The 26,688-nt window shown below is 32.9% G+C and carries 27 protein-coding genes; all 27 read left to right on the top strand.

Annotated features, from left to right (window positions below):
- Positions 1-437: 437 nt before the first annotated feature.
- The 27 genes from HMPREF3058_RS04130 to HMPREF3058_RS04260 all read left to right on the top strand — a co-directional run bounded on the left by HMPREF3058_RS04130 (position 438) and on the right by HMPREF3058_RS04260 (position 26,671).
- Positions 438-971 (top strand): GNAT family N-acetyltransferase, encoded by a 534-nt coding sequence (locus tag HMPREF3058_RS04130; RefSeq protein ID WP_002440739.1) that lies wholly within the window; start codon positions 438-440, stop codon positions 969-971.
- Between the two features lie 28 nt (positions 972-999).
- A complete protein-coding gene (locus HMPREF3058_RS04135) occupies positions 1,000-2,337 on the top strand; it encodes an aminotransferase class V-fold PLP-dependent enzyme (protein ID WP_002490929.1) in 1,338 nt (445 codons plus the stop codon).
- Positions 2,338-2,340: 3 nt separating this feature from the next.
- A complete protein-coding gene (gene tmk / locus HMPREF3058_RS04140) occupies positions 2,341-2,952 on the top strand; it encodes a dTMP kinase (protein WP_002475382.1) in 612 nt (203 codons plus the stop codon).
- A 33-nt stretch (positions 2,953-2,985) separates the two neighbouring features.
- On the top strand, positions 2,986-3,315 hold the full coding sequence (locus tag HMPREF3058_RS04145) for a cyclic-di-AMP receptor (protein WP_001832200.1): 330 nt from the start codon (positions 2,986-2,988) through the stop codon (positions 3,313-3,315).
- Between the two features lie 305 nt (positions 3,316-3,620).
- On the top strand, positions 3,621-4,547 hold the full coding sequence (locus tag HMPREF3058_RS04150; RefSeq protein WP_002458666.1) for a DNA polymerase III subunit: 927 nt from the start codon (positions 3,621-3,623) through the stop codon (positions 4,545-4,547).
- A 1-nt stretch (position 4,548) separates the two neighbouring features.
- Positions 4,549-5,352, top strand: a complete 804-nt coding sequence (locus HMPREF3058_RS04155; protein ID WP_001832240.1) for a PSP1 domain-containing protein — start codon at positions 4,549-4,551, stop codon at positions 5,350-5,352.
- A gap of 16 nt (positions 5,353-5,368) precedes the next feature.
- Positions 5,369-5,716: a DNA replication initiation control protein YabA gene (gene yabA / locus HMPREF3058_RS04160; protein WP_001832238.1), complete on the top strand. Its 348-nt coding sequence runs from the start codon at positions 5,369-5,371 to the stop codon at positions 5,714-5,716.
- Positions 5,717-5,811: 95 nt separating this feature from the next.
- On the top strand, positions 5,812-6,537 hold the full coding sequence (locus HMPREF3058_RS04165; protein ID WP_002490927.1) for a tRNA1(Val) (adenine(37)-N6)-methyltransferase: 726 nt from the start codon (positions 5,812-5,814) through the stop codon (positions 6,535-6,537).
- Complete coding sequence (locus tag HMPREF3058_RS04170; RefSeq protein WP_002447876.1) at positions 6,530-6,778, top strand: GIY-YIG nuclease family protein; 249 nt, start codon at positions 6,530-6,532, stop codon at positions 6,776-6,778. Before HMPREF3058_RS04165 ends, HMPREF3058_RS04170 begins: the two co-directional genes overlap by 8 nt.
- Position 6,779: 1 nt before the next feature.
- On the top strand, positions 6,780-7,619 hold the full coding sequence (gene rsmI / locus HMPREF3058_RS04175; RefSeq protein WP_002447877.1) for a 16S rRNA (cytidine(1402)-2'-O)-methyltransferase: 840 nt from the start codon (positions 6,780-6,782) through the stop codon (positions 7,617-7,619).
- 211 nt (positions 7,620-7,830) lie between these two features.
- Positions 7,831-9,801 carry a methionine--tRNA ligase gene (metG, locus tag HMPREF3058_RS04180; RefSeq protein WP_002490923.1) on the top strand — a complete coding sequence of 657 codons (1,971 nt, stop codon included), beginning with the start codon at positions 7,831-7,833 and terminating at the stop codon, positions 9,799-9,801.
- 27 nt (positions 9,802-9,828) lie between these two features.
- Positions 9,829-10,599: a TatD family hydrolase gene (locus HMPREF3058_RS04185; protein ID WP_002458670.1), complete on the top strand. Its 771-nt coding sequence runs from the start codon at positions 9,829-9,831 to the stop codon at positions 10,597-10,599.
- Positions 10,600-10,805: 206 nt separating this feature from the next.
- Positions 10,806-11,351: a ribonuclease M5 gene (gene rnmV, locus HMPREF3058_RS04190; RefSeq protein ID WP_002447880.1), complete on the top strand. Its 546-nt coding sequence runs from the start codon at positions 10,806-10,808 to the stop codon at positions 11,349-11,351.
- The gene (gene rsmA, locus HMPREF3058_RS04195; RefSeq protein WP_002447881.1) at positions 11,352-12,242 is read left to right on the top strand and encodes a 16S rRNA (adenine(1518)-N(6)/adenine(1519)-N(6))-dimethyltransferase RsmA; all 891 of its coding nucleotides are present in this window, start codon (positions 11,352-11,354) and stop codon (positions 12,240-12,242) included.
- 99 nt (positions 12,243-12,341) lie between these two features.
- Positions 12,342-12,605 (top strand): biofilm formation stimulator Veg, encoded by a 264-nt coding sequence (gene veg, locus HMPREF3058_RS04200; protein ID WP_001832193.1) that lies wholly within the window; start codon positions 12,342-12,344, stop codon positions 12,603-12,605.
- 394 nt (positions 12,606-12,999) lie between these two features.
- Complete coding sequence (ispE, locus tag HMPREF3058_RS04205; RefSeq protein ID WP_002447882.1) at positions 13,000-13,848, top strand: 4-(cytidine 5'-diphospho)-2-C-methyl-D-erythritol kinase; 849 nt, start codon at positions 13,000-13,002, stop codon at positions 13,846-13,848.
- A 14-nt stretch (positions 13,849-13,862) separates the two neighbouring features.
- Positions 13,863-14,687 (top strand): pur operon repressor, encoded by an 825-nt coding sequence (gene purR, locus HMPREF3058_RS04210; RefSeq protein WP_002447883.1) that lies wholly within the window; start codon positions 13,863-13,865, stop codon positions 14,685-14,687.
- Between the two features lie 21 nt (positions 14,688-14,708).
- Positions 14,709-15,089, top strand: a complete 381-nt coding sequence (locus HMPREF3058_RS04215; RefSeq protein WP_002490928.1) for a RidA family protein — start codon at positions 14,709-14,711, stop codon at positions 15,087-15,089.
- Between the two features lie 59 nt (positions 15,090-15,148).
- On the top strand, positions 15,149-15,457 hold the full coding sequence (gene spoVG, locus HMPREF3058_RS04220) for a septation regulator SpoVG (protein WP_001832195.1): 309 nt from the start codon (positions 15,149-15,151) through the stop codon (positions 15,455-15,457).
- 610 nt (positions 15,458-16,067) lie between these two features.
- On the top strand, positions 16,068-17,423 hold the full coding sequence (gene glmU / locus HMPREF3058_RS04225) for a bifunctional UDP-N-acetylglucosamine diphosphorylase/glucosamine-1-phosphate N-acetyltransferase GlmU (protein WP_002505952.1): 1,356 nt from the start codon (positions 16,068-16,070) through the stop codon (positions 17,421-17,423).
- Between the two features lie 144 nt (positions 17,424-17,567).
- Positions 17,568-18,533, top strand: coding sequence for a ribose-phosphate diphosphokinase (locus HMPREF3058_RS04230; protein WP_001832233.1), 966 nt, complete (start codon positions 17,568-17,570; stop codon positions 18,531-18,533).
- Positions 18,534-18,702: 169 nt separating this feature from the next.
- Positions 18,703-19,362 carry a 50S ribosomal protein L25/general stress protein Ctc gene (locus HMPREF3058_RS04235; protein ID WP_002475375.1) on the top strand — a complete coding sequence of 220 codons (660 nt, stop codon included), beginning with the start codon at positions 18,703-18,705 and terminating at the stop codon, positions 19,360-19,362.
- A gap of 252 nt (positions 19,363-19,614) precedes the next feature.
- Positions 19,615-20,187 carry an aminoacyl-tRNA hydrolase gene (pth, locus tag HMPREF3058_RS04240; RefSeq protein WP_002497191.1) on the top strand — a complete coding sequence of 191 codons (573 nt, stop codon included), beginning with the start codon at positions 19,615-19,617 and terminating at the stop codon, positions 20,185-20,187.
- Positions 20,188-20,192: 5 nt separating this feature from the next.
- Positions 20,193-23,693 (top strand): transcription-repair coupling factor, encoded by a 3,501-nt coding sequence (gene mfd / locus HMPREF3058_RS04245; protein WP_002490925.1) that lies wholly within the window; start codon positions 20,193-20,195, stop codon positions 23,691-23,693.
- Positions 23,683-25,224 carry a polysaccharide biosynthesis protein gene (locus tag HMPREF3058_RS04250; RefSeq protein ID WP_002487051.1) on the top strand — a complete coding sequence of 514 codons (1,542 nt, stop codon included), beginning with the start codon at positions 23,683-23,685 and terminating at the stop codon, positions 25,222-25,224. The genes mfd and HMPREF3058_RS04250 overlap by 11 nt, the downstream gene beginning before the upstream one ends.
- Positions 25,221-26,411, top strand: coding sequence for a MazG nucleotide pyrophosphohydrolase domain-containing protein (locus HMPREF3058_RS04255; protein WP_002490932.1), 1,191 nt, complete (start codon positions 25,221-25,223; stop codon positions 26,409-26,411). Before HMPREF3058_RS04250 ends, HMPREF3058_RS04255 begins: the two co-directional genes overlap by 4 nt.
- Complete coding sequence (locus HMPREF3058_RS04260; protein ID WP_002447891.1) at positions 26,408-26,671, top strand: RNA-binding S4 domain-containing protein; 264 nt, start codon at positions 26,408-26,410, stop codon at positions 26,669-26,671. Before HMPREF3058_RS04255 ends, HMPREF3058_RS04260 begins: the two co-directional genes overlap by 4 nt.
- The last annotated feature ends 17 nt before the right edge of the window (positions 26,672-26,688 follow it).

Below are 26,688 nucleotides of genomic sequence, written 5' to 3' on the forward strand. Positions count from 1 at the left end.
TCTCTTTTTTTTATATGAAAAGAGTTCTAAAAAAATAGTTTTCTCGGCGAGGAGAAAGCATTTGGAACTCATGAATAAAGAAGCGAGACAATGAATTTAGATGATCTAAACGAGTCAATAAGTACCATATATAAAGTGAGAGGCTAGCGCTTGTCTTAAGTGAAGAAAACTTCTTAGCACCTGCTGTGATGGTAGTTGGACTAACGTTTCGATAGAATAAGACGTTGCCAGACAAAGTACGAGACCGAAAGGTCTCTTTTTTATATTAAATAATCACAACAATTAGGTTTGGGAAAATTTTCTTTTTAATAAAGAACTTTAAAATCTAACATCTAAGTAAGTTGAAATGACAATGATTAAAAAGTTAGTTAAGTATTAGAGAAAATTTGTATTTTCTAATACACTAGTAATGAATAACAAGAAATTAAGAAAGAGGGATGACTTTGATTATTAGGGCATTGGAGAAGACAGATTTATCATTTATACATCATTTGAATAATGAGTATTCCATTATGTCGTATTGGTTTGAAGAGCCTTATCAATCATTGAGCGAATTAGAAAATTTATATACAAAGCATATTTTAGATGAAACAGAGCGACGATTCATTGTTGAAGAGGGATCAACATCTGTAGGCGTGGTAGAGTTATTAGAGATTAACTTTATACATAGAACTTGTGAAGTGTTAATTATTATCGATCCACAGTATGCAAATAATGGGTACGCGAAAAAAGCTTTTAAAATGGCTATTGACTATGCTTTTTTAGTATTAAATATGAATAAGGTATACTTATATGTGGATATTAAGAATGAGAAAGCAGTACATATCTATCAAAGTAATAATTTCGAAATAGAAGGAACGTTAAAGGAACACTTCTATACAAGGGGAGAATACAGAGATTGCTATGTAATGGGCTTGTTAAAAAGGAATTGGGTTAATAAGAATGATGATGATTTGTCTCATATAAGATGAAAAATTAAATTTAGAGAGAGTTATTAATATGAAAAGACCAATAATTCAAAAATTAAATCGTTTGATAGAGAAAAACGCTATCTCTATGCATGTTCCTGGGCATAAAAACATGACAATCGGCTACTTAAATAGACTTGATTTAGCAATGGATATGACAGAAATTACTGGATTAGATGATATGCATTATCCTGAAGGAATTATTTTAGAAAGCATGGAGAATTTTAGGAAACATAAAAACTATGATGCTTTCTTACTAGTTAACGGAACGACTTCAGGTATATTATCGGTTATCCAAGCATTTTCGACAAGAAAAGGTAAATATTTAATTAGTAGAAATGTTCATAAATCAGTATTTCACGGTCTAGACATAACACAACAACAAGCGACAATAACTAAGACAGATATCAGTAAGAAAACGAATCAATATGTAAAGCCAAAGATAATTCAAGATAAAAATCAATATTATAAACTTGCCATCTGTACATACCCTAATTATTACGGTGAAACTTTTGAAATTTCTCAATATATCAAACAATTACATCAAAGAGGGGTACCGATATTAGTAGATGAAGCGCATGGTGCACATTTTGGTTTAGATGGATTTCCAGAATCCTCAATGAATTTTAATGCTGATTACGTTGTGCAGTCATATCATAAAACACTCCCTGCATTAACAATGGGATCAGTTTTATATATACATAAAGATGCACCATTAAGACAACAAGTCATAGATTATTTGACTTATTTCCAAACTTCAAGTCCTTCGTACCTTATTATGTCTAGTCTAGAATTAGCAAATAAATTTTATAAAGAATATGATTCCGCATTATTTTACCAACGAAGAAAGATGTTAATTGATTTATTAATAAATATAGGATTTACAGTTATAGAACCAGAGGATCCTTTAAAATTGGTTGTGAGTTTTGAAGGTGTTGCAGGTTATGATGTGCAAAAATGGTTTGAGGATAAAGAAATCTATGTAGAATTAGCTGATATGTATCAAGTGTTACTCGTTCTCCCTTTATGGCATGAAGGAGATAAATTTCCTTTTAAGTTGTTGATTGAAAAAATTAGAGAAATTAACGTGCCAAAAAAATGTACGCGCGACATAAAACCTTTTAATTTTATGACGGATTTTAGCGAATACAAAACTGTTCATTTTCAAAATACGAAAGAAGTATCTATTAAAATGGCAGAAGGTAAAGTTTTAGCGCAACATATCGTTCCTTACCCTCCAGGTATACCGGTGATGTTTAAAGGAGAAGTCGTGACGTCTCATATGATAGACTTGTTAAATAAATATGATAAGCAAAATATTAAAGTTGAAGGTTTAAATCATAAAAAAATATTAATTAAGGATGAATAAGAAATGTCTACATTTATAACGTTTGAAGGTCCAGAAGGAGCAGGAAAGACCTCAGTAATTAAAGAAGTAAGCGAAAGATTAGCTAAAGAATATGATATTGTTACAACACGTGAACCTGGCGGAGTATTAACTAGTGAAGAAATACGTCGTATTGTACTTGATGGAGAGAGTATAGATATTCGAACTGAAGCTATGCTGTTCGCTGCATCTAGACGTGAACACCTTGTTGAGAAGATTATCCCATCTTTACAAGCAGGTAAAATTGTCCTTTGTGATAGATACATTGATAGTTCATTGGCTTATCAAGGTTATGCAAGGGGTATAGGAATTAAAGAAGTAAAATTATTAAATGAATTTGCAATTAATGGTTTGTATCCAGACTTAACTATTTATTTAGATGTTGATGCGGAAATTGGTCGTCAAAGAATTCTAAAAAATAACAGAGAACAAAACAGATTAGATAAAGAGGATAAAGTTTTTCATGAAAAAGTGATAGAAGGATATCATAAAGTGATCAGTGATAACCCTCATCGGTTTATTAAAGTCAATGCTAACCATAGTTTGGATAAAGTTGTTGAAGAAACATACCAATCTATCATCAAATATTTAAAATAATTATGATATAATGACAAAAAGAGGTGTATAAAAATGAAGATGATTATAGCGATCGTTCAAGATCAAGATAGTCAAGAGCTTTCAGACCAACTCGTAAAAAACAATTTCAGAGCTACAAAGTTAGCAACTACTGGTGGATTTTTAAGAGCAGGCAATACAACTTTCTTATGTGGGGTTAAGGATGACCGTGTCGATGAGGTTCTATCTGTCATTGATAACACTTGTGGTAATAGAGACCAACTTGTTTCCCCAATAACACCAATGGGTGGTAGTGCAGATTCATATATTCCTTATCCAGTTGAAGTTGAAGTAGGTGGCGCTACAGTATTTGTAATGCCGATTGAAGCATTTCATCAATTCTAGTTGTTTATAAAAAGTCTACTTTTCATCTACATATTTATGTTAATGAAAAGTGTTTAAAATGTAATTATTATAGATGTATTTTTTATTTGGCTACTTTAAATGTAGTTTGAGATTGAAGGCATATTCATTCAAAATTTATACTTCATCCTTTGAGTTTTTAGCGTGAAAGTTAGTAATTATATGCGTTTAATTCAAGGAATGCAGTTGCTAAGTCGGAATTGTTTGAAGACGATGCTCAACAGTCTAGAACTATCATTTAAGTAGTCTTTTTACATAATGAATATCATAAAGGGAGTAAGTCGCTTATGGATGAACAACAACAGTTAGCTAACGCATATCATTCTAACAAATTGTCACATGCATATTTGTTTGAGGGTGATGATGCACAAACGATGAAACGTGTCGCAATCCATTTTACTAAATTAATTCTTTGTAATAATAGTAATCAATGCGAACTGAAAGTTGATACTTTTAATCATCCTGACTTTTCATATGTGTCTTCTGATGAAAATACAATTAAAAAAGAACAAATCGAACAACTTGTTCACCATATGAACCAACTACCTATTGAGGGTCAATATAAAGTATATATTATTGAGGATTTTGAAAAATTAACTGTTCAAGGGGAAAATAGTATACTAAAATTTTTAGAAGAGCCCCCTGATAATACAATTGCGATTCTTTTATCAACGAAACCAGAACAAATATTAGACACTATACATTCAAGATGCCAGCACGTATATTTTAAGCCTATTGATAAGCGACAGTTTATAGAGCGTTTAGTAGAGATGTCAATAGCAAGACCGGTAGCAGAAATGCTAAGTACCTATACAACTCAAATAGAAGCAGCATCGTCGTTAAATGAGGAATTTGATTTAGTTACTTTAAGAAAATCAATCATCAGATGGTGTCAATTAATATTATCTAATAAAGCTATGGCTCTTATAGGTGTCATTGAGTTATTAAAACAAGCTAAGAATCGTAGATTACAATTACTTACTTTATCAGCCGTCAATGGCTTTTTCGAAGATATAATGCATGCAAAGGTAGAAATGGATAATTATTATACATTTAGTGATTTAACTGTAGAAATTGAAAATTATGCAAACCAATTAACTTTTAATCAATTAATCCTCATGTATGATCAAATTACTGAAGCGCATAAAAAGTTAAATCAAAATGTTAATCCAACACTTGTTTTTGAACAAATAGTAATAAAAGGTGTGATTTAAAATGCCCAATGTTGTAGGTGTTCAGTTTCAAAAAGCAGGGAAATTAGAATACTACGCGCCGAATCAATTAGATGTAGAGGTTGGTGACTGGGTTGTTGTCCAATCTAAAAGAGGTATAGAAATTGGTCATGTAAAGTTTCCATTACGTGAAGTTGATGTAGAAGATGTCACATTACCGCTAAAAAATATCATTCGTAAAATGAATGAAGATGATCAAGAAACATATTATCGTAATGAACGTGATGCCAATGATGCGTTAGAATTATGTAAAAAAGTAGTTAAAGATCAGCAATTAGATATGCGATTAGTTAATTGTGAATATACATTAGACAAATCTAAAGTGATTTTTAATTTTACCGCAGATGATCGCATTGATTTTCGCAAACTTGTTAAAGTTTTAGCTCAAAATCTAAAGACTAGAATAGAATTACGTCAAATTGGGGTAAGAGATGAAGCGAAATTATTGGGTGGTATCGGTCCTTGTGGGCGTTCTTTGTGTTGTTCTACATTTTTAGGAGATTTCGAACCTGTATCCATTAAAATGGCGAAAGATCAGAACCTATCATTAAATCCAACTAAGATTTCAGGAGCTTGTGGTAGATTAATGTGTTGTCTTAAATATGAAAATGACTACTATGAAGAGGCTCGAACTCAATTGCCTGACGTCGGAGATATGATTCAAACACCAGATGGTCACGGGAAAGTGATAGGATTAAATATTTTAGATATTTCTATGCAAGTTAAAATAGAGGGTCTAGAACAACCTTTAGAATATAAAATGGAAGAGATAGAAGTATTGAATTAAGGAGGTTGAATAACCTTTGAATCGAAATGAATTATTCGAAAGACTTATGAAATTAGAACATCACGTTGAACAACTTACAACCGACATGTCAGAACTTAAAGATTTAACCGTCGAACTTGTTGAGGAGAATGTTGCTTTACAAGTTGAAAATGAAAATTTAAAACGATTGATGAACAAAACTGAAGAATCGGTTGAAACTCACTTAGATAAAGATAATTATAAGCATGTAAAAACACCATCTCCAAGTAAAGATAATTTAGCGATGTTATATCGTGAAGGTTTTCATATTTGTAAGGGTGAATTATTCGGGAAACATCGTCATGGTGAAGATTGCTTATTATGCCTTAATGTGTTGAGTGATTAATTCTTTCGATAAATAAATGTTTAAATATAAGGATGTATTATAAGTGTGTAATTTAAGTCATACTGTAATAACATCCTTTTTTTAGGAGTAAAGATATGTTAGAAGATAATGAACGCGTTGACCATTTAATAAAAGAAGGATATGAGATTATACAAAATGATGAAGTATTCTCTTTTTCTACTGATGCCCTATTGTTAGGGTATTTAACCGAAGTACGCAAAAATGATAAAGTTATGGATTTATGTTCCGGCAATGGTGTTATTCCATTATTATTAGCTGCTAAATCAACTCAACCTATTGAAGGGATAGAAATACAAGAGCAATTAGTGAGTATGGCACGTCGCAGTTTTAAATTGAATGATTTGAACGATAGACTAACTATGCACCGTATGGATTTAAAAGATGTATATCAAACATTTCAACCTGCTCAATATACACTAGTGACTTGTAATCCTCCTTATTTTAAAATGAATCAAAATCATCAACATCAAAAAGAAGCACATAAAATAGCACGTCACGAAATAATGTGTAATCTTAAAGATTGTATTGAAGCTGCAAGACATTTACTTAAAGAGGGTGGTCGTTTTATTATGGTCCATCGAGCGGAAAGGCTAATGGATGTCTTAACCGAATTAAGACACGGTAAAATTGAGCCTAAAACATTGACGTTGGTGTATAGTAAACATGATAAGCCTGCACAAACAATTGTTGTGGAAGGAAGAAAAGGTGGTAACCAAGGTTTAGATATACGTAATCCATTATATATATATAATGAGGATGGATCATATAGCGATGAGATGAAAGGTATTTATTATGGATAAACATTTTGTTTATATTGTTAAATGTAATGACGGAAGTTTATATACTGGCTATGCTAAAGATGTAAATGCACGCATAATAAAGCATAATAACGGTAAGGGTGCTAAATATACAAAAATAAGACGACCGGTAGAGTTAGTTTATCAAGAAACATATACAACGAAATCGGAAGCATTGAAACGTGAATATGAAATTAAAACATATACTAGACAACAAAAGTTAAAAATGATACAGGAGGGATAATATGACAACTTTATATTTAGTAGGAACACCAATTGGAAATCTTGGTGATATTACATTTCGAGCTATAGAAACATTAAGAAAAGTTGATGTGATTGCATGTGAAGATACACGAGTAACACGAAAATTGTGTAATCATTATGAAATACAAACGCCTCTAAAGTCGTATCATGAACATAATAAAGAACAACAAACTGACTATTTAATCAAGCAGTTACAAACTGGCTTAAATATAGCGTTAGTATCAGATGCCGGGTTGCCGTTAATTAGTGATCCAGGATATGAATTAGTTGTCGAAGCACGTAAAAATAATATAAATATAGAAACAGTACCAGGTCCTAATGCTGGGTTGACTGCACTTATGTCAAGTGGATTACCATCTTTCACATACACATTTTTAGGTTTTTTGCCAAGAAAAGAAAAAGAAAAAATTGAAGTGCTTGATGATAGAATGTTTCAAAATAGTACTTTGATACTTTATGAATCGCCTTATAGAGTTACTGATACTTTGAAAGCAATAGCTAAAATAGATTCGCAAAGACGGATTACTGTTGGTAGAGAGCTAACGAAGAAATTTGAACAAGTTCTTACACTTAAAGTTGATGATATGTTGGAATTGATTAATCAAGACAGATTACCTCTTAAAGGTGAGTTTGTGATACTGATTGAAGGTGCATTACCTAAGAGTGGGGAATCATGGTTTGAAAACTATACGGTTGAAGAACATGTTGATTATTATATTGAAACCAAACAGGTTAAAACTAAAAAAGCAATTAAACTTGTCGCAACAGATCGACATATGAAGACGGGTGACGTATATAATATTTATCATAATATTGATTAAAAAAATGTGTTAAACACTTTATTTTATAATGACTTAATTATTGTAAAAACCCCATAGCGTATTGATTTTATGGTATTGTAGTAAAGATGATGACAATTAATTTTCAATTGATGCGAATTTTTAAAACTGATACATAACGGTACGCGACTTCATTGAAAAGAAAAATAAATTTAGATATCATTTATTATGTAATTAATGAGGAGGACCAGTGATGGCTAAAGATACATTTTATATAACAACCCCAATATACTATCCGAGCGGGAACCTACACATCGGTCATGCATACTCTACAGTCGCAGGCGACGTGATAGCTCGCTATAAAAGAATGCAAGGCTATGATGTTCGTTATTTAACTGGCACTGATGAGCACGGTCAAAAAATCCAAGAAAAAGCTCAAAAAGCTGGCAAAACAGAACTAGAATACTTAGATGAAATGATTTCAGGTATTAAAAACTTATGGAGTAAACTTGAGATTTCTAATGATGATTTTATTCGAACTACAGAAGAGCGTCATAAGCAAGTCGTTGAGAAAGTGTTTGAGCGATTATTAAAACAAGGTGACATTTATTTAGGTGAATACGAAGGTTGGTATTCTGTTCCTGATGAAACATATTATACAGAGTCACAACTTGTTGATCCTGTTTATGAAAACGGCAAAATTGTAGGTGGTAAAAGTCCTGATTCTGGTCACGAAGTCGAACTTGTAAAAGAAGAAAGCTATTTCTTCAATATTAATAAATATACAGACCGTTTATTAGAATTTTACGATGAAAATCCAGACTTTATACAACCACCATCTAGAAAAAATGAGATGATTAATAACTTTATCAAACCAGGTTTAGAAGATTTAGCAGTATCGCGTACATCATTCGATTGGGGTGTACGTGTACCATCTAATCCTAAACATGTTGTATACGTGTGGATTGATGCACTTGTCAATTATATTTCTTCATTAGGTTATCTATCTGATGATGAAACGTTATTTAATAAATATTGGCCAGCAGATATACACTTGATGGCTAAAGAAATTGTACGTTTCCACTCTATTATATGGCCAATATTGTTAATGGCGTTGGATTTACCACTTCCTAAAAAAGTTTTTGCACACGGTTGGATTTTAATGAAAGATGGTAAAATGAGTAAATCTAAAGGTAATGTCGTAGATCCTAATGTATTAATTGATCGTTATGGTCTTGATGCGACACGTTATTACTTAATGCGTGAATTACCGTTTGGTTCTGATGGCGTATTTACACCGGAAGCCTTTGTTGAAAGAACAAATTATGATCTTGCAAATGATTTAGGTAATCTAGTGAATCGTACTATCTCTATGATAAACAAATATTTCCACGGCGAATTACCTGCATACCAAGGTCCAAAACATGAATTGGATGAAAAGATGGAAGCGATGGCGCTTGAAACTGTTAAATCATTCAATGATAATATGGAAAGTTTACAATTTTCTGTTGCTTTATCAACAGTATGGAAATTTATTAGTCGTACAAACAAATATATTGATGAAACACAACCTTGGGTTCTTGCAAAAGATGAAAATCAACGTGAGATGCTTGGTAATGTAATGGCACATCTTGTCGAGAACATTCGTTTCGCTACAATCTTATTACAACCATTCTTGACGCATGCACCTAGGGAGATATTTAAGCAACTCAATATTAACAATCCGGATTTACATCAATTAGATAGTCTGCAACAATATGGTATGTTGTCAGAGGCAATTACTGTAACTGAAAAGCCAACACCAATTTTCCCAAGATTAGACACTGAAGCAGAAATTGCTTATATCAAAGAATCAATGCAACCACCTAAGTCAATAAAACAGTCTGATGAACCCGGTAAAGAGCAAATTGATATCAAAGATTTTGATAAAGTTGAAATCAAAGCAGCAACTATTATTGATGCGGAAAATGTAAAAAAATCGGAGAAACTATTAAAAATAAAAGTTGATTTAGATAATGAACAACGTCAAATAGTATCTGGTATAGCTAAGTTTTATCGTCCGGAAGACATTATTGGTAAAAAAGTTGCAGTTGTTACTAATTTAAAACCAGCTAAATTAATGGGACAAAAATCCGAAGGTATGATTTTGTCAGCTGAAAAAGATGGCGTACTTACCTTGATAAGCTTGCCTAGTGCAATTCCAAATGGTGCAGTAATTAAATAGTATAATCTAAGGATAGGAGAGATAATGATGTTAATCGATACGCATGTACATTTAAATGATGAACAATACGATGAGGATTTAAATGAAGTGATATCTCGTGCAAGAGAAGCAGGCGTAGATAGAATGTTTGTAGTAGGTTTTGATACACCTACTATTGAACGTACTATGGAGCTAATAGATAAGTATGACTTTATCTATGGTATTATCGGTTGGCATCCTGTTGATGCAATAGATTGTACTGATGAAAGATTGGAATGGATAGAAAGTCTTTCTAAACATCCAAAAATTATTGGTATTGGTGAGATGGGGTTAGATTATCATTGGGATAAATCACCTTCTGATGTACAAAAAGAGGTATTTAAAAAGCAAATTGCATTAGCTAAACGTGTTCAATTACCTATTATTATTCATAATCGTGAAGCGACTCAAGATTGCATAGATATTTTGATTGAAGAACATGCAGAAGAAGTGGGTGGAATTATGCACAGTTTTAGTGCTTCACCCGAAATTGCTGATGTCGTGATTAATAAATTGAACTTCTATGTTTCGCTTGGGGGACCCGTCACTTTCAAAAATGCAAAGCAACCAAAAGAAGTTGCTAAACACGTACCAATGGATCGTTTGTTATGCGAGACAGATGCGCCGTATCTATCCCCGCACCCTTATAGAGGTAAACGCAATGAACCAGAACGCGTTACTTTAGTAGCACAACAAATTGCAGATTTGCGTGGTATGACTTATGAGGAGGTCTGTCGCCAAACAACCGAAAATGCTGAACGTTTATTCAATTTGAATTAACTCAATGAATTTTTAGTGGGAAAGGTGTCTAACTTTAAAAAGATGAGGAACATCACTTTTTTATAAGTTTAAGATATCTTTCTCATTTTTTAAATTTAAACTGAGGTTAGTGTAAGAAATTATGATTTGATAGTTAATATTTTAATATTGCCGAAAGATTCTATAAAATTAATGATTAAGTTATCAATATTATGAAAGGTTAATTTATGAAAATAAACGAATTTATTGTTGTTGAAGGTAAAGATGATACTGAGCGAGTAAAAAGTGCTGTAGACTGTGATACTATTGAAACAAACGGTAGTGCAATTGATACATATACTTTAGAAGTGATACAACACGCACAGCAAACTAGAGGTGTGATTGTACTGACAGATCCAGATTTCCCAGGTGATAAAATTAGAAATACTATACGGGAACATGTTTCTGGTGTTAAGCATGCATATGTAGATAGAGAAAAGGCCAAGAGTAAAAGAGGTAAAATAGGAATAGAACATGCAAATATTAAAGATATTCAAGAAGCATTAATGCATGTAAGTTCACCGCTTGAAGAAGCTAAAGAAACTATTGATAAAAGTGTACTCATTGATTTGGGACTAATAATCGGTAAAGATGCAAGACACCGTAGAAATATCTTAGGTCGAAAATTACACATCGGTCACTCTAATGGAAAGCAATTATTAAAGAAACTTAATGCTTTTGGCTATACTGAAGACGATGTCAGAAAAGCGCTATTTGAAGAAGAGGAGAATTAAATGGAATATAAAGATATAGCAACACCATCTCGAACACGTGCTTTGCTTGATCAATATGGGTTTAATTTTAAGAAAAGTTTAGGACAAAATTTTTTAATAGATGTAAATATCATTAATAAAATTATCGAAGCAAGTCATATTGATTGTGCAACAGGAGTAATTGAAGTTGGACCAGGTATGGGATCATTGACTGAACAACTTGCAAAGAATGCTAAGAAGGTGATGGCTTTTGAAATTGATCAAAGGTTAATACCTGTGCTTAAAGATACACTTTCGCCATACGATAATGTAACGATTATCAATGAAGATATACTTAAAGCTGATATTGCTAAAGCTGTAGCTACACATCTACAAGATTGTGACAAGATTATGGTTGTTGCTAATTTACCGTATTATATTACCACGCCTATTTTACTTAATTTGATGCAACAGGATGTACCTATTGATGGTTTTGTCGTAATGATGCAAAAAGAGGTAGGAGAACGTTTGAACGCTCACGTAGGTACCAAAGCATACGGCTCGTTATCGATTGTTGCTCAATACTATACGGAGACAAGTAAAGTTTTAACAGTTCCTAAAACTGTATTTATGCCTCCTCCAAACGTTGATTCTATCGTTGTAAAATTGATGCAACGCCAAGAACCACTTGTACAGGTTGATGATGAGGAAGCCTTTTTTAAGTTAGCAAAGGCCGCTTTTGCACAACGACGTAAAACAATTAATAATAACTACCAAAACTTCTTTAAAGATGGTAAGAAGAATAAAGAAACTATACGACAGTGGCTGGAAAGCGCTGGTATTGATCCTAAAAGACGTGGAGAAACACTCACGATTCAAGATTTTGCCACATTATATGAACAAAAGAAAAAATTCTCCGAATTAACAAATTAAAATGTTGACAAAGACCTTTTACATTGATAAAATTTAAATTTTATTTGACGAAAACGGCTCAAATATGGTAAAATGTAATGTGTAGTGAGGTGGGGCAATATGCCAAAATCAATTTTGGACATCAAAAATTCTATTGATTGTCATTTAGGAAATCGTATTGTACTTAAAGCCAATGGTGGACGTAAAAAGACAATTGAACGATCAGGGGTTTTAAAAGAAACATATCCATCTGTTTTTATTGTCGAATTAGATCAAGATAAACACAACTTTGAACGCGTATCTTATACATACACTGATGTGCTTACAGAAAATGTACAAGTTTCATTTGAAGAAGATAATCATCAAGAAGCAGTTGCACACTAACAAAAACATAATTTATGAGCGTCGTCGATAACTCTAAATTTAATATTTTTATTATTTAAGGTGAGTCTGGACATTGAAGATATGTTCAGGCTCTTTGTTATTGTAGTCTTTATTCATTGTCATTTTCATGAGATTATGCAACTTACGTTTATTATTAATACACAAATTATTTAAATTAAACGAATAATCATTTAAATAAGTCGCATTTTTGTAATATCCAAAAGTGATTCGCTTTAGTTGTTAAATATATTTTTAAAAATTGAAAATGCGTATGTTGAGTGTTGAAAAATTGCTCTTCATTAAGATTTTACGAGAAATTGCACATAATCTATCAAATATTTAAAGGCTTTATGTTAAAATCATTTTAATAACAATTCAAAGCGAGGGCGGAAAAATGATATATGAAACTGCGCCAGCTAAGATAAATTTTACGCTCGACACCCTTTTTAAAAGAGATGATGGTTATCATGAAATTGAAATGGTGATGACTACAGTTGATTTAAATGATCGATTATCTTTTGAAAAGCGAACTGATAAGAAGATTGTTGTCGATATTGAGCATAATTACGTTCCTAACGATAATAAAAACCTTGCGTATAAAGCAGCTGATTTAATGTTTGAGAGATTTAATATTAATGAAGGTGTGACAATTTCAATTGATAAAGATATACCAGTTTCAGCTGGTCTTGCAGGAGGTTCTGCGGATGCAGCCGCTACAATGAGAGGGTTGAATCGATTATTTGGTTTAGGTCAATCTTTAGACGATTTAGCTGCATTAGGCATACAAATAGGCACAGATATACCTTTTTGTATTTATAACCAAACTGCTGTGTGTACGGGGCGTGGAGAGCAAGTAACTTTCCTAAAAAGACCACCATCTGCATGGGTTGTTTTAGCTAAGCCTAACATCGGAATTTCATCGCCTGATGTATTTAAAGCACTAGATTTAACTGAAGAACATATAGTTCATAACGAAAAGTGTAAACAGGCTTTAGAGAATAATGATTATCATTTATTATGCAATAGTCTTTCTAACCGGTTAGAGCCTGTTTCTATGGCTATGCATCCTGACATTAAAAAGATTAAAGATAACATGCTACAATGTGGTGCTGATGGTGCTTTGATGAGTGGAAGCGGTCCTACTGTTTATGGGCTAGCTCAAAAAGAAAGACAAGCTAAAAATATTTATAATGCAGTGAATGGTTGTTGTAATGAAGTTTACTTAGTAAGATTATTAGGATAGAAGGGTTTGAAAAGATGAGATATAAAAGAAGCGAACGCATTGTATTTATGACACAATACCTCATGAACCATCCAAATAAGTTGATACCCCTCACTTATTTTGTAAAAAAATTTAAACAAGCAAAATCGTCAATTAGTGAAGACGTTCAAATCATCAAAAATACGTTTCAAAATGAAAAATTAGGAACTATTATTACTACAGCAGGTGCAAGTGGTGGAGTAACCTATAAACCCATGATGAGTAAATCAGAGGCCACAGAAGTTGTTAATGAGGTGATAGCGCAATTACAAGAGAAAGACCGTTTACTACCTGGAGGGTATTTATTTTTATCCGATTTAGTTGGCAATCCTTCTCTATTAAATAGAGTAGGCAAGTTAATTGCTAGTATATATATGAACGAAGAACTTGATGCTGTTGTTACCATAGCGACTAAAGGGATATCACTTGCGAATGCAGTCGCAAACGTATTAAATTTACCTGTAGTGGTTATAAGAAAGGACAATAAAGTTACAGAAGGTTCTACGGTTTCAATCAATTATGTTTCAGGATCATCTAGAAAAATAGAAACAATGGTGTTATCGAAACGAACTTTAGCTGAGAATTCTAATGTCCTCGTAGTAGACGATTTTATGAGGGCTGGTGGCTCAATCAATGGGGTAATGAATTTAATGAATGAGTTTAAAGCCCATGTAAAAGGGGTATCAGTACTTGTAGAATCAAAAGAAGTAAAACAAAGATTAATTGAAGATTATACTTCCTTAGTCAGATTGTCAGATGTCGACGAGTACAACCAAGAATTTAAAGTGGAACCAGGCAACAGTTTGTCTAAATTTTCTTAAAAAAGGAGTGTCAATTTCATCATGAAAATAATCAACTCAGATAAGGTACCCGAAGCATTAGGTCCATATTCGCATGCAACTGTTATAAACGGTTTTGTTTTTACATCAGGTCAAATTCCACTCACACTTGATGGAACAATTGTTAGCGATGATGTTCAAGAACAAACTAAGCAAGTTTTAGAAAATTTAAGTGTGGTATTAAAAGAAGCAGGTTCTGATTTGAATTCTGTTGTTAAAGCGACAATCTATATTTCTGATATGAATGATTTTCAACAAATTAATCAAATCTATGGAAACTATTTCGTCGAACACCAACCAGCTCGTAGTTGTGTTGAAGTGTCACGGTTGCCTAAAGACGTAAAGGTAGAAATTGAATTGATAGGTAAAGTGAAGGATTTATAATTTTCTTAAAAGTTGTCAAGCTTCTAATAATATAAAGATATACTAGGGGGGCTCACTACATGAAAGTGACAGATGTAAGACTTAGAAAAATACAAACAGACGGCAGAATGAAAGCACTCGTTTCTATTACGCTAGATGAAGCTTTTGTAATTCATGATTTACGTGTAATTGAAGGAAACTCAGGTCTTTTTGTCGCAATGCCAAGTAAACGTACACCAGATGGTGAATTCCGTGACATCGCGCATCCTATCAATTCTGATATGAGACAAGAAATCCAAGATGCAGTGATGAAAGTATATGATGAAACTGATGAAGTTATTCCAGACAAAAATGCTACTTCAGATAACGAAGAATCAGACGAAGCTTAATTAAAAAATGTATTCATTTATAAAATAAGCCTGAGACATTGATGATATATTGTCTCAGGTATTTTAATGTATTGTTAGTCAATGGCAAAATTAGTAATGATTGTGTAACGGATTACTTGAACTTTATACCATATTGTTGGGGAGGGACTACAACTTCTTATTGAAGTTGTAGTCCCTCCCCTTTATTTTTAATGTGTTCTGTATTTCCATAAACGAAAACGATATAAACATTTAACGATAAATAAAAATGATAGAAGTAAAATACTGATATGTTTCTCTGACAACAATCCATCTATAAAAATTTACTTATGATAGACGTAATTAATATGTCTGTATGATTATAATTTTATCATCATAAATTATGATTGATAATATAATGATTTGGACACTGGAATAAAATACTAATGATTAATAAAGAGGTTGAATATGTATTGTAACTATTGGGTTTAATGACCTCATTTGCCTTTTTAAAGCATAACAACTTATTTGAATTTCTAAAATTATCAAACCTTTAATGAATGATTAACAAAACCTTTTATAAGTTGAAACTCTCTTTGTTATTCAACTATAATAACTATGAAGTGTAAATTTTAATGGAGGGTTAGCATTCATGCAAAGACATGCGATTATTCTGGCAGCAGGTAAAGGCACAAGAATGAAATCAAAGAAATATAAAGTGCTCCATGAGGTTGCTGGCAAACCAATGGTTGAACATGTGCTTAATAACGTAAAACAAGCTGGCGTTGATCAAATTGTAACTATTATTGGTCATGGCGCTGAGAGTGTGAAAGATACATTGGGTAATCAATCATTATATAGTTTTCAGGATAAACAACTTGGAACAGCTCATGCTGTGAAAATGGCACATGAACATTTAGCAGATAAAGAAGGAACTACTTTAGTAGTATGTGGAGATACACCTCTTATTACATACCAAACTCTACAATCACTTATTGAACATCATGAAAGTACACAATCACAGGTTACTGTATTATCTGCTTCTACTATCAATCCTTATGGTTATGGACGAATTATAAGAAATCATAATGGAATATTAGAGCGTATTGTTGAAGAGAAAGACGCAAATGAATCAGAACGTGCGATTAAAGAAATTAGTTCAGGTATTTTTGCCTTTAATAATCGAGTTCTATTTGAGAAGTTAGAACAAGTTAAAAATGATAATGCTCAAGGAGAATATTATTTACCAGATGTTTTGTCTTTAATTTTAAAAGACGGAGGTAAAGCTGAAGTTTATTGTACCGAAGATTTTGATGAAATCATTGGTGTTAATGATCGTTTGATGTTAAGTGAAGCTGAAAAGACTTTGCAACAACGTATTAATCGCTATCATATGGAAAATGGTGTGACCATCATTGATCCAAGTTCAACATTTATTGGAACAGATGTGAAAATTGGAATAGATACAACTATTGAACCAGGCGTGCGAATCGGAGGTCATACAACGATTGAAGAGGATGTGTGGATAGGCCAATACTCTGAAATTAATAACAGTACAATTCATTCGAATGCTAACATAAAACAATCGGTTATCAATGACTCTATTGTTGGAGAGAACACAACAGTTGGACCTTTCGCTCAACTACGTCCAGGATCTAATTTAGGTTCTGAAGTTAAAGTAGGAAACTTTGTTGAAGTGAAGAAAGCAGATATTAAAGATGGTGCTAAAGTATCACACTTGAGTTACATTGGAGATGCTGAAATAGGTGAGCGTACAAATATCGGATGTGGTTCTATCACTGTAAACTATGATGGTGCTAACAAATTTAAAACAATAGTAGGTAAAGATGCCTTTATAGGATGTAATACGAACCTTATAGCACCTGTAACAGTAGGCAATCATACTCTTATTGCAGCTGGATCCACAATTACAGATAATATCCCTGAAGATAGTTTAGCATTAGCGCGTGCAAGACAAGTAAATAAAGAAGGCTACTTAAAAAAATAGTTCTTGCCCCTGAATTGCTATCGTATGTGCAGTTTTAAATGAATTTATAAAATTGTAATAATTTTGATTGTACATCTATCATAGTAAAAAAGCGCTATTTTCTATATAATATAAATGTCTAAGTAAATAATTGGAGGACTATAAATGTTAAATAATGAATATAAGAATTCATCAATGAAGATCTTTTCGCTCAAAGGAAATGAACCTTTGGCACAAGAAGTAGCAGATCATGTAGGGATTGAATTAGGTAAATGTTCTGTAAAACGTTTTAGTGATGGAGAAATTCAAATAAATATTGAAGAAAGCATTCGTGGTTGTGATGTTTTTATTGTTCAACCAACTTCATACCCAGTCAATCTTCATTTAATGGAGTTACTTATTATGATTGATGCGTGTAAACGCGCGTCAGCAGCAAATATTAACATCGTAGTACCATACTATGGTTACGCTCGACAAGATAGAAAAGCCCGTAGTCGTGAACCTATTACTGCTAAATTAGTAGCTAATTTAATCGAAACAGCAGGTGCCAATCGTATGATTGCATTAGACTTACATGCACCTCAAATCCAAGGATTTTTCGATATTCCTATTGATCATTTAATGGGTGTTCCTATCCTTGCACAACACTTTGAGAATGATCCTGATATTAATCCAGAAGAATGTGTAGTTGTGTCCCCTGATCATGGTGGGGTAACGCGAGCACGTAAATTAGCCGACATTTTAAAAACTCCAATTGCGATTATCGACAAAAGACGTCCGAAACCTAACGTGGCAGAAGTTATGAACATTGTAGGTGATATTGAAGGACGTACTGCAATTATTATAGATGACATTATTGATACTGCAGGAACAATTACTTTAGCTGCCCAAGCCTTAAAAGATAAAGGTGCTAAAGAAGTCTATGCTTGTTGTACACATCCAGTGCTTTCTGGGCCAGCAAAAGAACGGATTGAAAACTCTGCAATCAAGCAACTTATAGTAACAAACTCAATTCAATTAGAAGAGAATAGAAAACCTAATAATACAAAAGAACTTTCTGTTGCTGGTTTAATTGCTAAAGCAATTATTCGTGTATACGAAAGAGAATCAGTAAGTGTATTATTTGACTAAAATTTACAATTGAATTTGACGTATCCTATATCAACATGTATAATACTAACGTTCGTAGAATTGCGAACAAATAAACACTTACAAGCAACAGTAACGTTGATGGGTAAGTGAGGAGCAGGTTAGACGCATCTAATGTCTAAACCTCGAAATTCGAAAGGTGGAAATACGAATGGCTTCATTAAAGTCAATCATTCGTCAAGGTAAACAAACACGTTCTGACCTAAAACAATTAAGAAACTCAGGTAAAGTACCTGCAGTTGTGTATGGTTACGGTACAAAAAATACTTCAGTTAAAGTTGATGAAGTTGAATTTATCAAAGTAATCCGTGAAGTAGGACGTAATGGTGTTATCGATTTAGGCGTAGGTTCTAAAACAATTAAAGTAATGGTTTCAGATTATCAATTTGACCCATTAAAAAACCAAATCACTCATATCGACTTTTTAGCAATCAACATGAGTGAAGAACGTACTGTTGAAGTACAAGTTCAATTAGTTGGTGAAGCTGTAGGGGCTAAAGAAGGCGGCGTAGTTGAACAACCATTATTCAACTTAGAAGTTACAGCTACACCTGAAAATATTCCTGAAACTATCGAAGTAGATATCAGTGAATTACAAGTTAATGACAGCTTAGCAGTTTCTGATATTAAAATCTCTGGTGATTTCACAATCGAAAATGATCCAGAAGATTCTATCGTAACAGTAGTTCCTCCAACAGATGAACCTTCTGAAGAAGAAGTTGAAGCTATGGAAGGCGAATCAGCAACTGAAGAACCTGAAGTTGTTGGTGAAGACAAAGAAGACGATGAAGAAGAAAATAAAGAAGACTAATCTTCGTGTCTCTTAAGTAGGTATTCTCATTAGTTGAGATTACAGATTTAAAGGCGAGCACTGTGCTTATGTTAATAAGCATAGTGCTTTTTGTGTTATTATAGGGAATGATTAATTATTTAAGACGGTTTTAGAGGTGGTTGACATATATCAGTGGTCAATCATTTTTACGTCCTTTATTTTAAAATAAACACAGCAATAGCATTTGAAAATATGTGAAGATACATAATATTAATAGTGGAGGTAACAATAATGAAATGCATTGTCGGTCTTGGCAACATTGGTAAACGTTTTGAATTAACAAGACATAATATTGGTTTCGAAGTTGTCGATGATATTCTAGAACGCCACCAATTTACTTTAGACAAACAAAAATTTAAAGGTGCATACACTATTGAACGTTTAAACGGCGAAAAGGTATTATTTATTGAGCCAATGACTATGATGAACTTATCTGGTCAAGCTGTAGCTCCTTTAATGGATTATTATAATGTCGATGTTGAAGATTTAATCGTTTTATATGACGATTTAGATTTAGAACAAGGACAAGTGCGTCTGCGCCAAAAGGGGAGTGCAGGCGGTCATAATGGTATGAAATCGATAATTAAAATGCTTGGTACAGATCAATTTAAACGTATTCGAATTGGTGTTGGCCGTCCAACAAATGGGATGTCTGTTCCGGACTATGTTTTACAAAAATTTTCAAAAGAAGAAATGATCATTATGGAAAAGGTAATTGAACATTCTGCAAAAGCTGTAGAATCTTTTATTGAAAGTTCTCGTTTTGATCATGTTATGAATGAATTTAATGGTGAAGTCAAGTGAAATCAATGATTGCAAATTACATTAGCGAAGATAAACGTTTTCAAGAATTAGATGAAGTCTTCGGCCAAGAGAATATTTTAGTTACGGGATTATCCCCGTCAGCGAAGGCAACAATTATTGCTGAAAAATATTTAAAAGATCATAAACAAATGCTACTCGTAACTAATAATTTATACCAAGCAGATAAAATCGAAACTGACATTTTACAATATGTAGATGACTCAGAAGTTTATAAATATCCTGTTCAAGATATAATGACTGAAGAGTTTTCTACTCAAAGTCCACAATTGATGAGTGAGCGTGTTAGAACGTTGACTGCGTTAGCCCAAGGCGAAAAAGGGTTATTTATTGTGCCTTTAAACGGATTTAAAAAATGGTTAACACCGGTTGATTTATGGAAAGATCATCAAATGACGATTAAAGTAGGCCAGGATATTGATGTTGATACGTTCTTAAATAAATTAGTTAATATGGGTTATCGTCGAGAAAGTGTAGTGTCACATATTGGTGAGTTTTCATTGCGTGGTGGAATTATAGATATATATCCATTGGTAGGAACACCTGTGAGAATAGAGCTATTTGATACTGAAGTAGATTCCATCAGAGACTTTGATGTAGAAACACAACGTTCTAACGATAATATAAATCAAGTTGAAATCACAACAGCCAGTGATTACATTATTACTGATGAAGTGATACAACACTTACAAAATGAACTTAAAAAAGCATATGAATATACACGCCCTAAAATTGAGAAGTCCGTACGTAATGATTTAAAAGAGACATATGAAAGTTTCAAGTTATTTGAATCTACCTTTTTTGATCATCAATTGTTACGACGTCTTGTTGCATTTATGTATGAAAAACCATCAACCCTTATTGATTATTTCCAAAAAAACGCGATTGTTGTAGTTGATGAGTTTAATCGTATTAAGGAAACAGAAGAAACACTCACTACAGAAGTTGAAGATTTTATGAGTAACTTAATTGAGAGTGGAAATGGATTTATCGGACAAGGATTTATGAAGTATGAAAGTTTTGACGCATTACTAGAGAAACATGCCGTTGCATATTTCACATTATTTACATCTTCGATGCAAGTGCCATTACAACATATTATTAAGTTCTCTTGTAAACCAGTTCAACAATTTTATGGTCAATATGACATTATGCGCTCGGAATTTCAAAGATACGTGCATCAAGATTACACTGTCGTAGTTCTTGTTGAAACTGAAACAAAAGTTGAACGTATTCAATCAATGCTTAACGAAATGCATATTCCAACAGTATCAAATATTCATGAAGATATTGATGGTGGTCAAGTTGTAGTAACGGAAGGTAGTCTTTCTGAAGGCTTTGAATTACCTTATATGCAGTTGGTAGTCATCACAGAAAGAGAATTATTTAAAACGAGACAAAAGAAACAACGTAAACGTACAAAAACGATTTCTAATGCTGAAAAAATAAAATCATATCAAGACTTAAATGTGGGCGATTATATTGTGCATGTGCATCATGGTGTCGGACGATACTTAGGTGTTGAAACACTAGAAGTTGGAGATACACATCGCGACTATATTAAATTGCAATATAAAGGAACCGATCAATTATTTGTTCCAGTTGATCAAATGGATCAAGTTCAAAAGTATGTGGCTTCTGAAGATAAGTCGCCTAGATTAAATAAATTAGGCGGGACAGAATGGAAAAAAACAAAGGCCAAAGTTCAACAAAGTGTTGAAGATATAGCTGATGAATTAATTGATTTGTATAAAGAACGTGAAATGTCTGTAGGTTACCAATACGGCCAAGATACTGCAGAGCAATCAGCATTTGAGCATGATTTTCCATATGAATTAACACCCGATCAAAGTAAATCAATCGATGAAATTAAAGGTGACATGGAAAAAGCAAGACCTATGGACCGCCTTCTTTGTGGTGATGTGGGATATGGTAAAACTGAAGTGGCTGTCCGTGCAGCGTTTAAAGCTGTCATGGATGGTAAGCAAGTTGCGTTTTTAGTACCAACAACGATTCTTGCACAACAACACTACGAAACACTCCTTGAACGTATGCAAGATTTTCCGGTCGAAATTCAATTGGTAAGTCGATTCCGCACAGCTAAAGAAATAAGGGAAACTAAAGAAGGGCTCGAATCAGGATATGTTGACATTGTCGTAGGTACACATAAATTATTAGGTAAAGATATTCAATATAAAGATTTAGGATTGCTTATTGTTGATGAAGAACAACGTTTTGGAGTACGACATAAAGAACGCATTAAAACTTTGAAAAAAAACGTTGATGTACTGACGCTTACTGCAACACCAATACCAAGAACATTGCATATGAGTATGTTAGGTGTACGTGACTTATCAGTGATTGAAACACCACCTGAAAATCGTTTTCCTGTACAAACTTATGTCTTAGAGCAGAATACGAACTTTATTAAAGAGGCATTAGAGCGTGAATTATCTCGCGATGGACAAGTATTTTATTTGTATAACAAAGTGCAGTCCATTTATGAAAAAAGAGAACAACTTCAAATGTTAATGCCTGACGCTAACATTGCTGTAGCACATGGCCAAATGACTGAACGCGATTTAGAGGAAACGATGTTAAGCTTTATTAATCATGAGTACGATATTTTAGTAACGACAACAATTATTGAAACAGGTGTAGACGTACCAAATGCTAATACGTTAATCATAGAAGAGGCCGATCGTTTTGGATTAAGCCAGCTATACCAATTAAGAGGGCGTGTAGGACGTTCAAGTAGAATCGGTTATGCTTATTTCTTACATCCAGCTAACAAAGTGTTAAATGAGACTGCTGAAGAGCGATTGCAAGCTATTAAGGAGTTTACCGAACTAGGTTCAGGTTTTAAAATCGCTATGCGAGATTTAAATATTCGTGGAGCAGGTAATTTACTCGGTAAGCAACAACATGGCTTTATTGATTCGGTTGGTTTCGATTTATACTCTCAAATGTTAGAAGAAGCTGTAAACGAAAAACGTGGAATTAAAGAAGAATCGCCGGATGCACCAGATATTGAAGTTGAATTGCATTTAGATGCTTATTTACCAGCTGAATATATACAAAGTGAACAGGCTAAAATTGAGATATACAAAAAACTTCGAAAAGTAGAAACAGAAGAACAACTTTTCGATGTCAAAGATGAATTAATAGATCGTTTTAATGATTATCCAATTGAAGTCGAACGATTATTAGATATTGTTGAAATCAAAGTCCACGCTCTACATGCGGGTGTCGAATTGATAAAAGACAAAGGAAAATCTATACAAATCATTTTATCACCTAAAGCGACTGAAGATATTAATGGAGAAGAATTGTTTAAACAGACGCAACCTCTTGGTAGAGCAATGAAAGTTGGCGTGCAAAATAATGCAATGAATGTAACGCTAACAAAATCAAAACAATGGTTAGATAGTTTGAAATTCTTAGTTAGATGTATTGAAGAAAGTATGGCGATTAAAGATGAAGACTAAGAGTGAGACGGCGTTTAACGGCGTCGTTATACTTACCTTAGCATTAATTATTGTGAAGACACTAAGTGCCATTTATCGCATTCCGTATCAAAATGTTTTAGGTGATGACGGTTTGTATGCCTATCAACAAATATATCCTGTCGTAGCCCTAGGGGTTATTTTATCTATGAATGCCATTCCAAGTGCTGTGACTCAAGTGATAGGTGTTAATCGACCCGATGAAGTCTATACAAGGGTTATGTTTCGATTGCAATGCATAGGTTTTATCGTCTTTATTTTGCTTTATATGTTTGCGAATATGATTACCCGATGGATGGGCGATTCTAATTTAGCACCCATGTTAAAAATGGCCAGTTTTAGTTTTATTTTAATAGGTGTCTTAGGAGTGTTAAGAGGATTTTATCAATCAAAGCAAGTAATGACCATACCAGCAATTTCCCAGGTTATAGAACAGGTAGTTAGAGTTAGTTTAATCATTGTTGCAATTATTATGTTTTCAATGAAACATTGGTCTATTTATCAAGCAGGAGCATTAGCTATATTGGCATCTTCGATTGGTTTTTTAGGTTCAATGTTATATTTATTACTTAAAAAACCATTTAAACTTAAGTTAAGCTATCGCTTTAATACTACTTCCATTCAATGGAAACAGTTGTTTATTTCCATATCCATCTTTGCATTGAGTCAACTTATCGTTATTTTATGGCAAGTTGTGGATAGTTTTACAATAATACGTTTATTACAACATAGCGGTATTGCTTTTAAAGAAGCAATTACTCAAAAAGGTATTTATGATCGAGGTGCTTCATTTATACAAATGGGTTTGATTGTAACTACGACTTTTAGTTTTGTTCTTATCCCATTACTTACTCAAGCAATTCGTGAACATAATCAAATTCATATGAATCGTTATGCAAATGCATCAATTAAAATCACAGTAGTAATAAGCACAGCAGCTAGTATAGGATTAATTAATCTACTTCCACTCATGAATATTGTATTCTTTAAAAGTAATCATTTAACGTTAACCTTGAGTATTTATATGTTTACAGTGATATGTGTTTCATTAATAATGATGAACATCGCATTTTTACAAGTTCTAACCAGTATTCGTCCCATTATTATGGGCGTGATGATAGGAATACTGTCCAAGATTATTTTAAATGTTATATTAATACCTTTTTGGGGTATCGTGGGTGCAAGTGTGAGTACAGTCTTATCACTACTACTGTTTGTCATAATATTGCAAGTTGCAGTCTTAAAGTACTATCATTTTAATCGTATATCTTTATTTATCGTTAAACTTATTTTAGGTATGATAATTATGAGTATAGTTGTTCAAACTGTCATGCTTATCTTACCTTCGAAAGGTAGGATGTTAGGATTACTAGAACTTATAGTTAGCTCAATGATAGGCATAGTGATTATAATGTTGTATATTGTTATATTTAATGTACTAGGATACAAAGAAATAAAACACTTACCCTTTGGAGACAAATTATATCAAATGAAGAGAGGAAGACGGTCATGACCCATACAATTACAATAGTTGGTTTAGGTAATTATGGCATTGATGAGTTACCTTTAGGTATCTATCGTTTTTTAGAAAAAGAGACTAAAGTATATGCTAGAACTTTAAATCATCCTGTCATCAATACGCTGAAAAAAGAAATTGAATTCGAGAGTTTCGATAGTATTTATGAAGCACATGACCGTTTTGAAGATGTTTATGAAGCGATTGTTACATCATTAATAGAATTGGCACAATCTGAAGATATTGTTTATGCAGTTCCTGGTCATCCTAGAGTTGCTGAAACTACAACTGTAAAATTATTAGAGTATAGTCATTTTAATAAGGATATCTCTGTGAAGGTACTTGGAGGAAAAAGTTTTATTGATGACATTTTTGAAGCGGTTGATGTAGACCCCAATGATGGTTTTACACTGCTTGATGGTACGTCATTAAAAGAATCGGCCCTAAATGTTCGTACACACACAGTTATTACTCAAGTTTATAGCGTAATGATAGCTGCCGATTTAAAACTTACTTTAATGGAAAGATACCCTGATGATTTTAATGTGAAAATAATTACTGGTTCTCATAGTGATGGAGCTCACGTAATTGAATGTCCACTTTATGAAATTGATCGCTACGACGATTATTTTAATAATCTTACAAGTTTATTTATTCCAAAAATTAATGAGGATACATTACTTTATCAAGATTTTGATTACGCAGTTCAAACTATTGATTTACTCGTTGATAATGAAAAAGGCTGTCCGTGGGATAAAGTACAAACTCACGACTCATTAAAACGGTATCTTTTAGAAGAAACATTTGAATTATTTGAAGCCATTGATAATGAAGATGATTGGCATATGATAGAGGAATTAGGAGATATACTTTTACAAGTATTATTACATTCTAGTATAGGTAAAAAAGAAGGATATATTGATATCAAAGAAATTATAGAAAGTCTCAACGCCAAGATGATTCGTAGACATCCGCATATCTTTGGTAATGCACATGTAACTTCACAAGAGGATTTAAAAGACATTTGGTCACATGCTAAAGAAAAAGAAGGTAAAGTGCCTCGTGTTAAATTTGAGAAAGTATTTGCAGACCACTTCCTGAAATTGTATGATAAAACAAAAAATAGGCAATTTGACGAAGATGATCTCAAACAATTTTTACAACAAGGAGAGAAAAATTCATGAGATTAGATAAATATCTAAAAGTGTCACGATTAGTTAAACGACGTACATTAGCTAAAGAAATTAGTGACCAAGGTCGAGTGACTGTCAATGGAAATGTGGCAAAAGCAGGCACAGACATCAAAGAAAACGATGAACTTATTATTCGTTTTGGACAAAAATTAGTCACAGTTAAAGTAACAGGATTAAGCGACCATGCTACAAAAGAAAATGCAAAAGGTATGTATGATTTGATTAAAGAAGAACGTATTAATGAAGAGTGAAATGCTTAAGGAGGTGA

This window comes from Staphylococcus sp. HMSC068G11 (assembly GCF_001815825.1).
Classification (GTDB): Bacteria; Bacillota; Bacilli; order Staphylococcales; family Staphylococcaceae; genus Staphylococcus; species Staphylococcus epidermidis.

What these genes read in the sequence shown, in the direction of transcription:
- HMPREF3058_RS04155 (WP_001832240.1), top strand. Translation starts at nt 4,549, where the DNA reads ATGCCCAATGTTGTAGGTGTTCAGTTTCAAAAAGCAGGGAAATTAGAA.
- HMPREF3058_RS04215 (WP_002490928.1), top strand. Translation starts at nt 14,709, where the DNA reads ATGAAAATAATCAACTCAGATAAGGTACCCGAAGCATTAGGTCCATAT.
- rsmA (WP_002447881.1), top strand. Translation starts at nt 11,352, where the DNA reads ATGGAATATAAAGATATAGCAACACCATCTCGAACACGTGCTTTGCTT.
- veg (WP_001832193.1), top strand. Translation starts at nt 12,342, where the DNA reads ATGCCAAAATCAATTTTGGACATCAAAAATTCTATTGATTGTCATTTA.
- HMPREF3058_RS04135 (WP_002490929.1), top strand. Translation starts at nt 1,000, where the DNA reads ATGAAAAGACCAATAATTCAAAAATTAAATCGTTTGATAGAGAAAAAC.
- glmU (WP_002505952.1), top strand. Translation starts at nt 16,068, where the DNA reads ATGCAAAGACATGCGATTATTCTGGCAGCAGGTAAAGGCACAAGAATG.
- metG (WP_002490923.1), top strand. Translation starts at nt 7,831, where the DNA reads ATGGCTAAAGATACATTTTATATAACAACCCCAATATACTATCCGAGC.
- tmk (WP_002475382.1), top strand. Translation starts at nt 2,341, where the DNA reads ATGTCTACATTTATAACGTTTGAAGGTCCAGAAGGAGCAGGAAAGACC.
- HMPREF3058_RS04255 (WP_002490932.1), top strand. Translation starts at nt 25,221, where the DNA reads ATGACCCATACAATTACAATAGTTGGTTTAGGTAATTATGGCATTGAT.
- rsmI (WP_002447877.1), top strand. Translation starts at nt 6,780, where the DNA reads ATGACAACTTTATATTTAGTAGGAACACCAATTGGAAATCTTGGTGAT.
- HMPREF3058_RS04235 (WP_002475375.1), top strand. Translation starts at nt 18,703, where the DNA reads ATGGCTTCATTAAAGTCAATCATTCGTCAAGGTAAACAAACACGTTCT.
- rnmV (WP_002447880.1), top strand. Translation starts at nt 10,806, where the DNA reads ATGAAAATAAACGAATTTATTGTTGTTGAAGGTAAAGATGATACTGAG.
- HMPREF3058_RS04185 (WP_002458670.1), top strand. Translation starts at nt 9,829, where the DNA reads ATGTTAATCGATACGCATGTACATTTAAATGATGAACAATACGATGAG.
- HMPREF3058_RS04250 (WP_002487051.1), top strand. Translation starts at nt 23,683, where the DNA reads ATGAAGACTAAGAGTGAGACGGCGTTTAACGGCGTCGTTATACTTACC.
- mfd (WP_002490925.1), top strand. Translation starts at nt 20,193, where the DNA reads ATGATTGCAAATTACATTAGCGAAGATAAACGTTTTCAAGAATTAGAT.
- ispE (WP_002447882.1), top strand. Translation starts at nt 13,000, where the DNA reads ATGATATATGAAACTGCGCCAGCTAAGATAAATTTTACGCTCGACACC.
- HMPREF3058_RS04170 (WP_002447876.1), top strand. Translation starts at nt 6,530, where the DNA reads ATGGATAAACATTTTGTTTATATTGTTAAATGTAATGACGGAAGTTTA.
- HMPREF3058_RS04165 (WP_002490927.1), top strand. Translation starts at nt 5,812, where the DNA reads ATGTTAGAAGATAATGAACGCGTTGACCATTTAATAAAAGAAGGATAT.
- HMPREF3058_RS04150 (WP_002458666.1), top strand. Translation starts at nt 3,621, where the DNA reads ATGGATGAACAACAACAGTTAGCTAACGCATATCATTCTAACAAATTG.
- purR (WP_002447883.1), top strand. Translation starts at nt 13,863, where the DNA reads ATGAGATATAAAAGAAGCGAACGCATTGTATTTATGACACAATACCTC.
- HMPREF3058_RS04145 (WP_001832200.1), top strand. Translation starts at nt 2,986, where the DNA reads ATGAAGATGATTATAGCGATCGTTCAAGATCAAGATAGTCAAGAGCTT.
- HMPREF3058_RS04230 (WP_001832233.1), top strand. Translation starts at nt 17,568, where the DNA reads ATGTTAAATAATGAATATAAGAATTCATCAATGAAGATCTTTTCGCTC.
- HMPREF3058_RS04130 (WP_002440739.1), top strand. Translation starts at nt 438, where the DNA reads ATGACTTTGATTATTAGGGCATTGGAGAAGACAGATTTATCATTTATA.
- spoVG (WP_001832195.1), top strand. Translation starts at nt 15,149, where the DNA reads ATGAAAGTGACAGATGTAAGACTTAGAAAAATACAAACAGACGGCAGA.
- pth (WP_002497191.1), top strand. Translation starts at nt 19,615, where the DNA reads ATGAAATGCATTGTCGGTCTTGGCAACATTGGTAAACGTTTTGAATTA.
- HMPREF3058_RS04260 (WP_002447891.1), top strand. Translation starts at nt 26,408, where the DNA reads ATGAGATTAGATAAATATCTAAAAGTGTCACGATTAGTTAAACGACGT.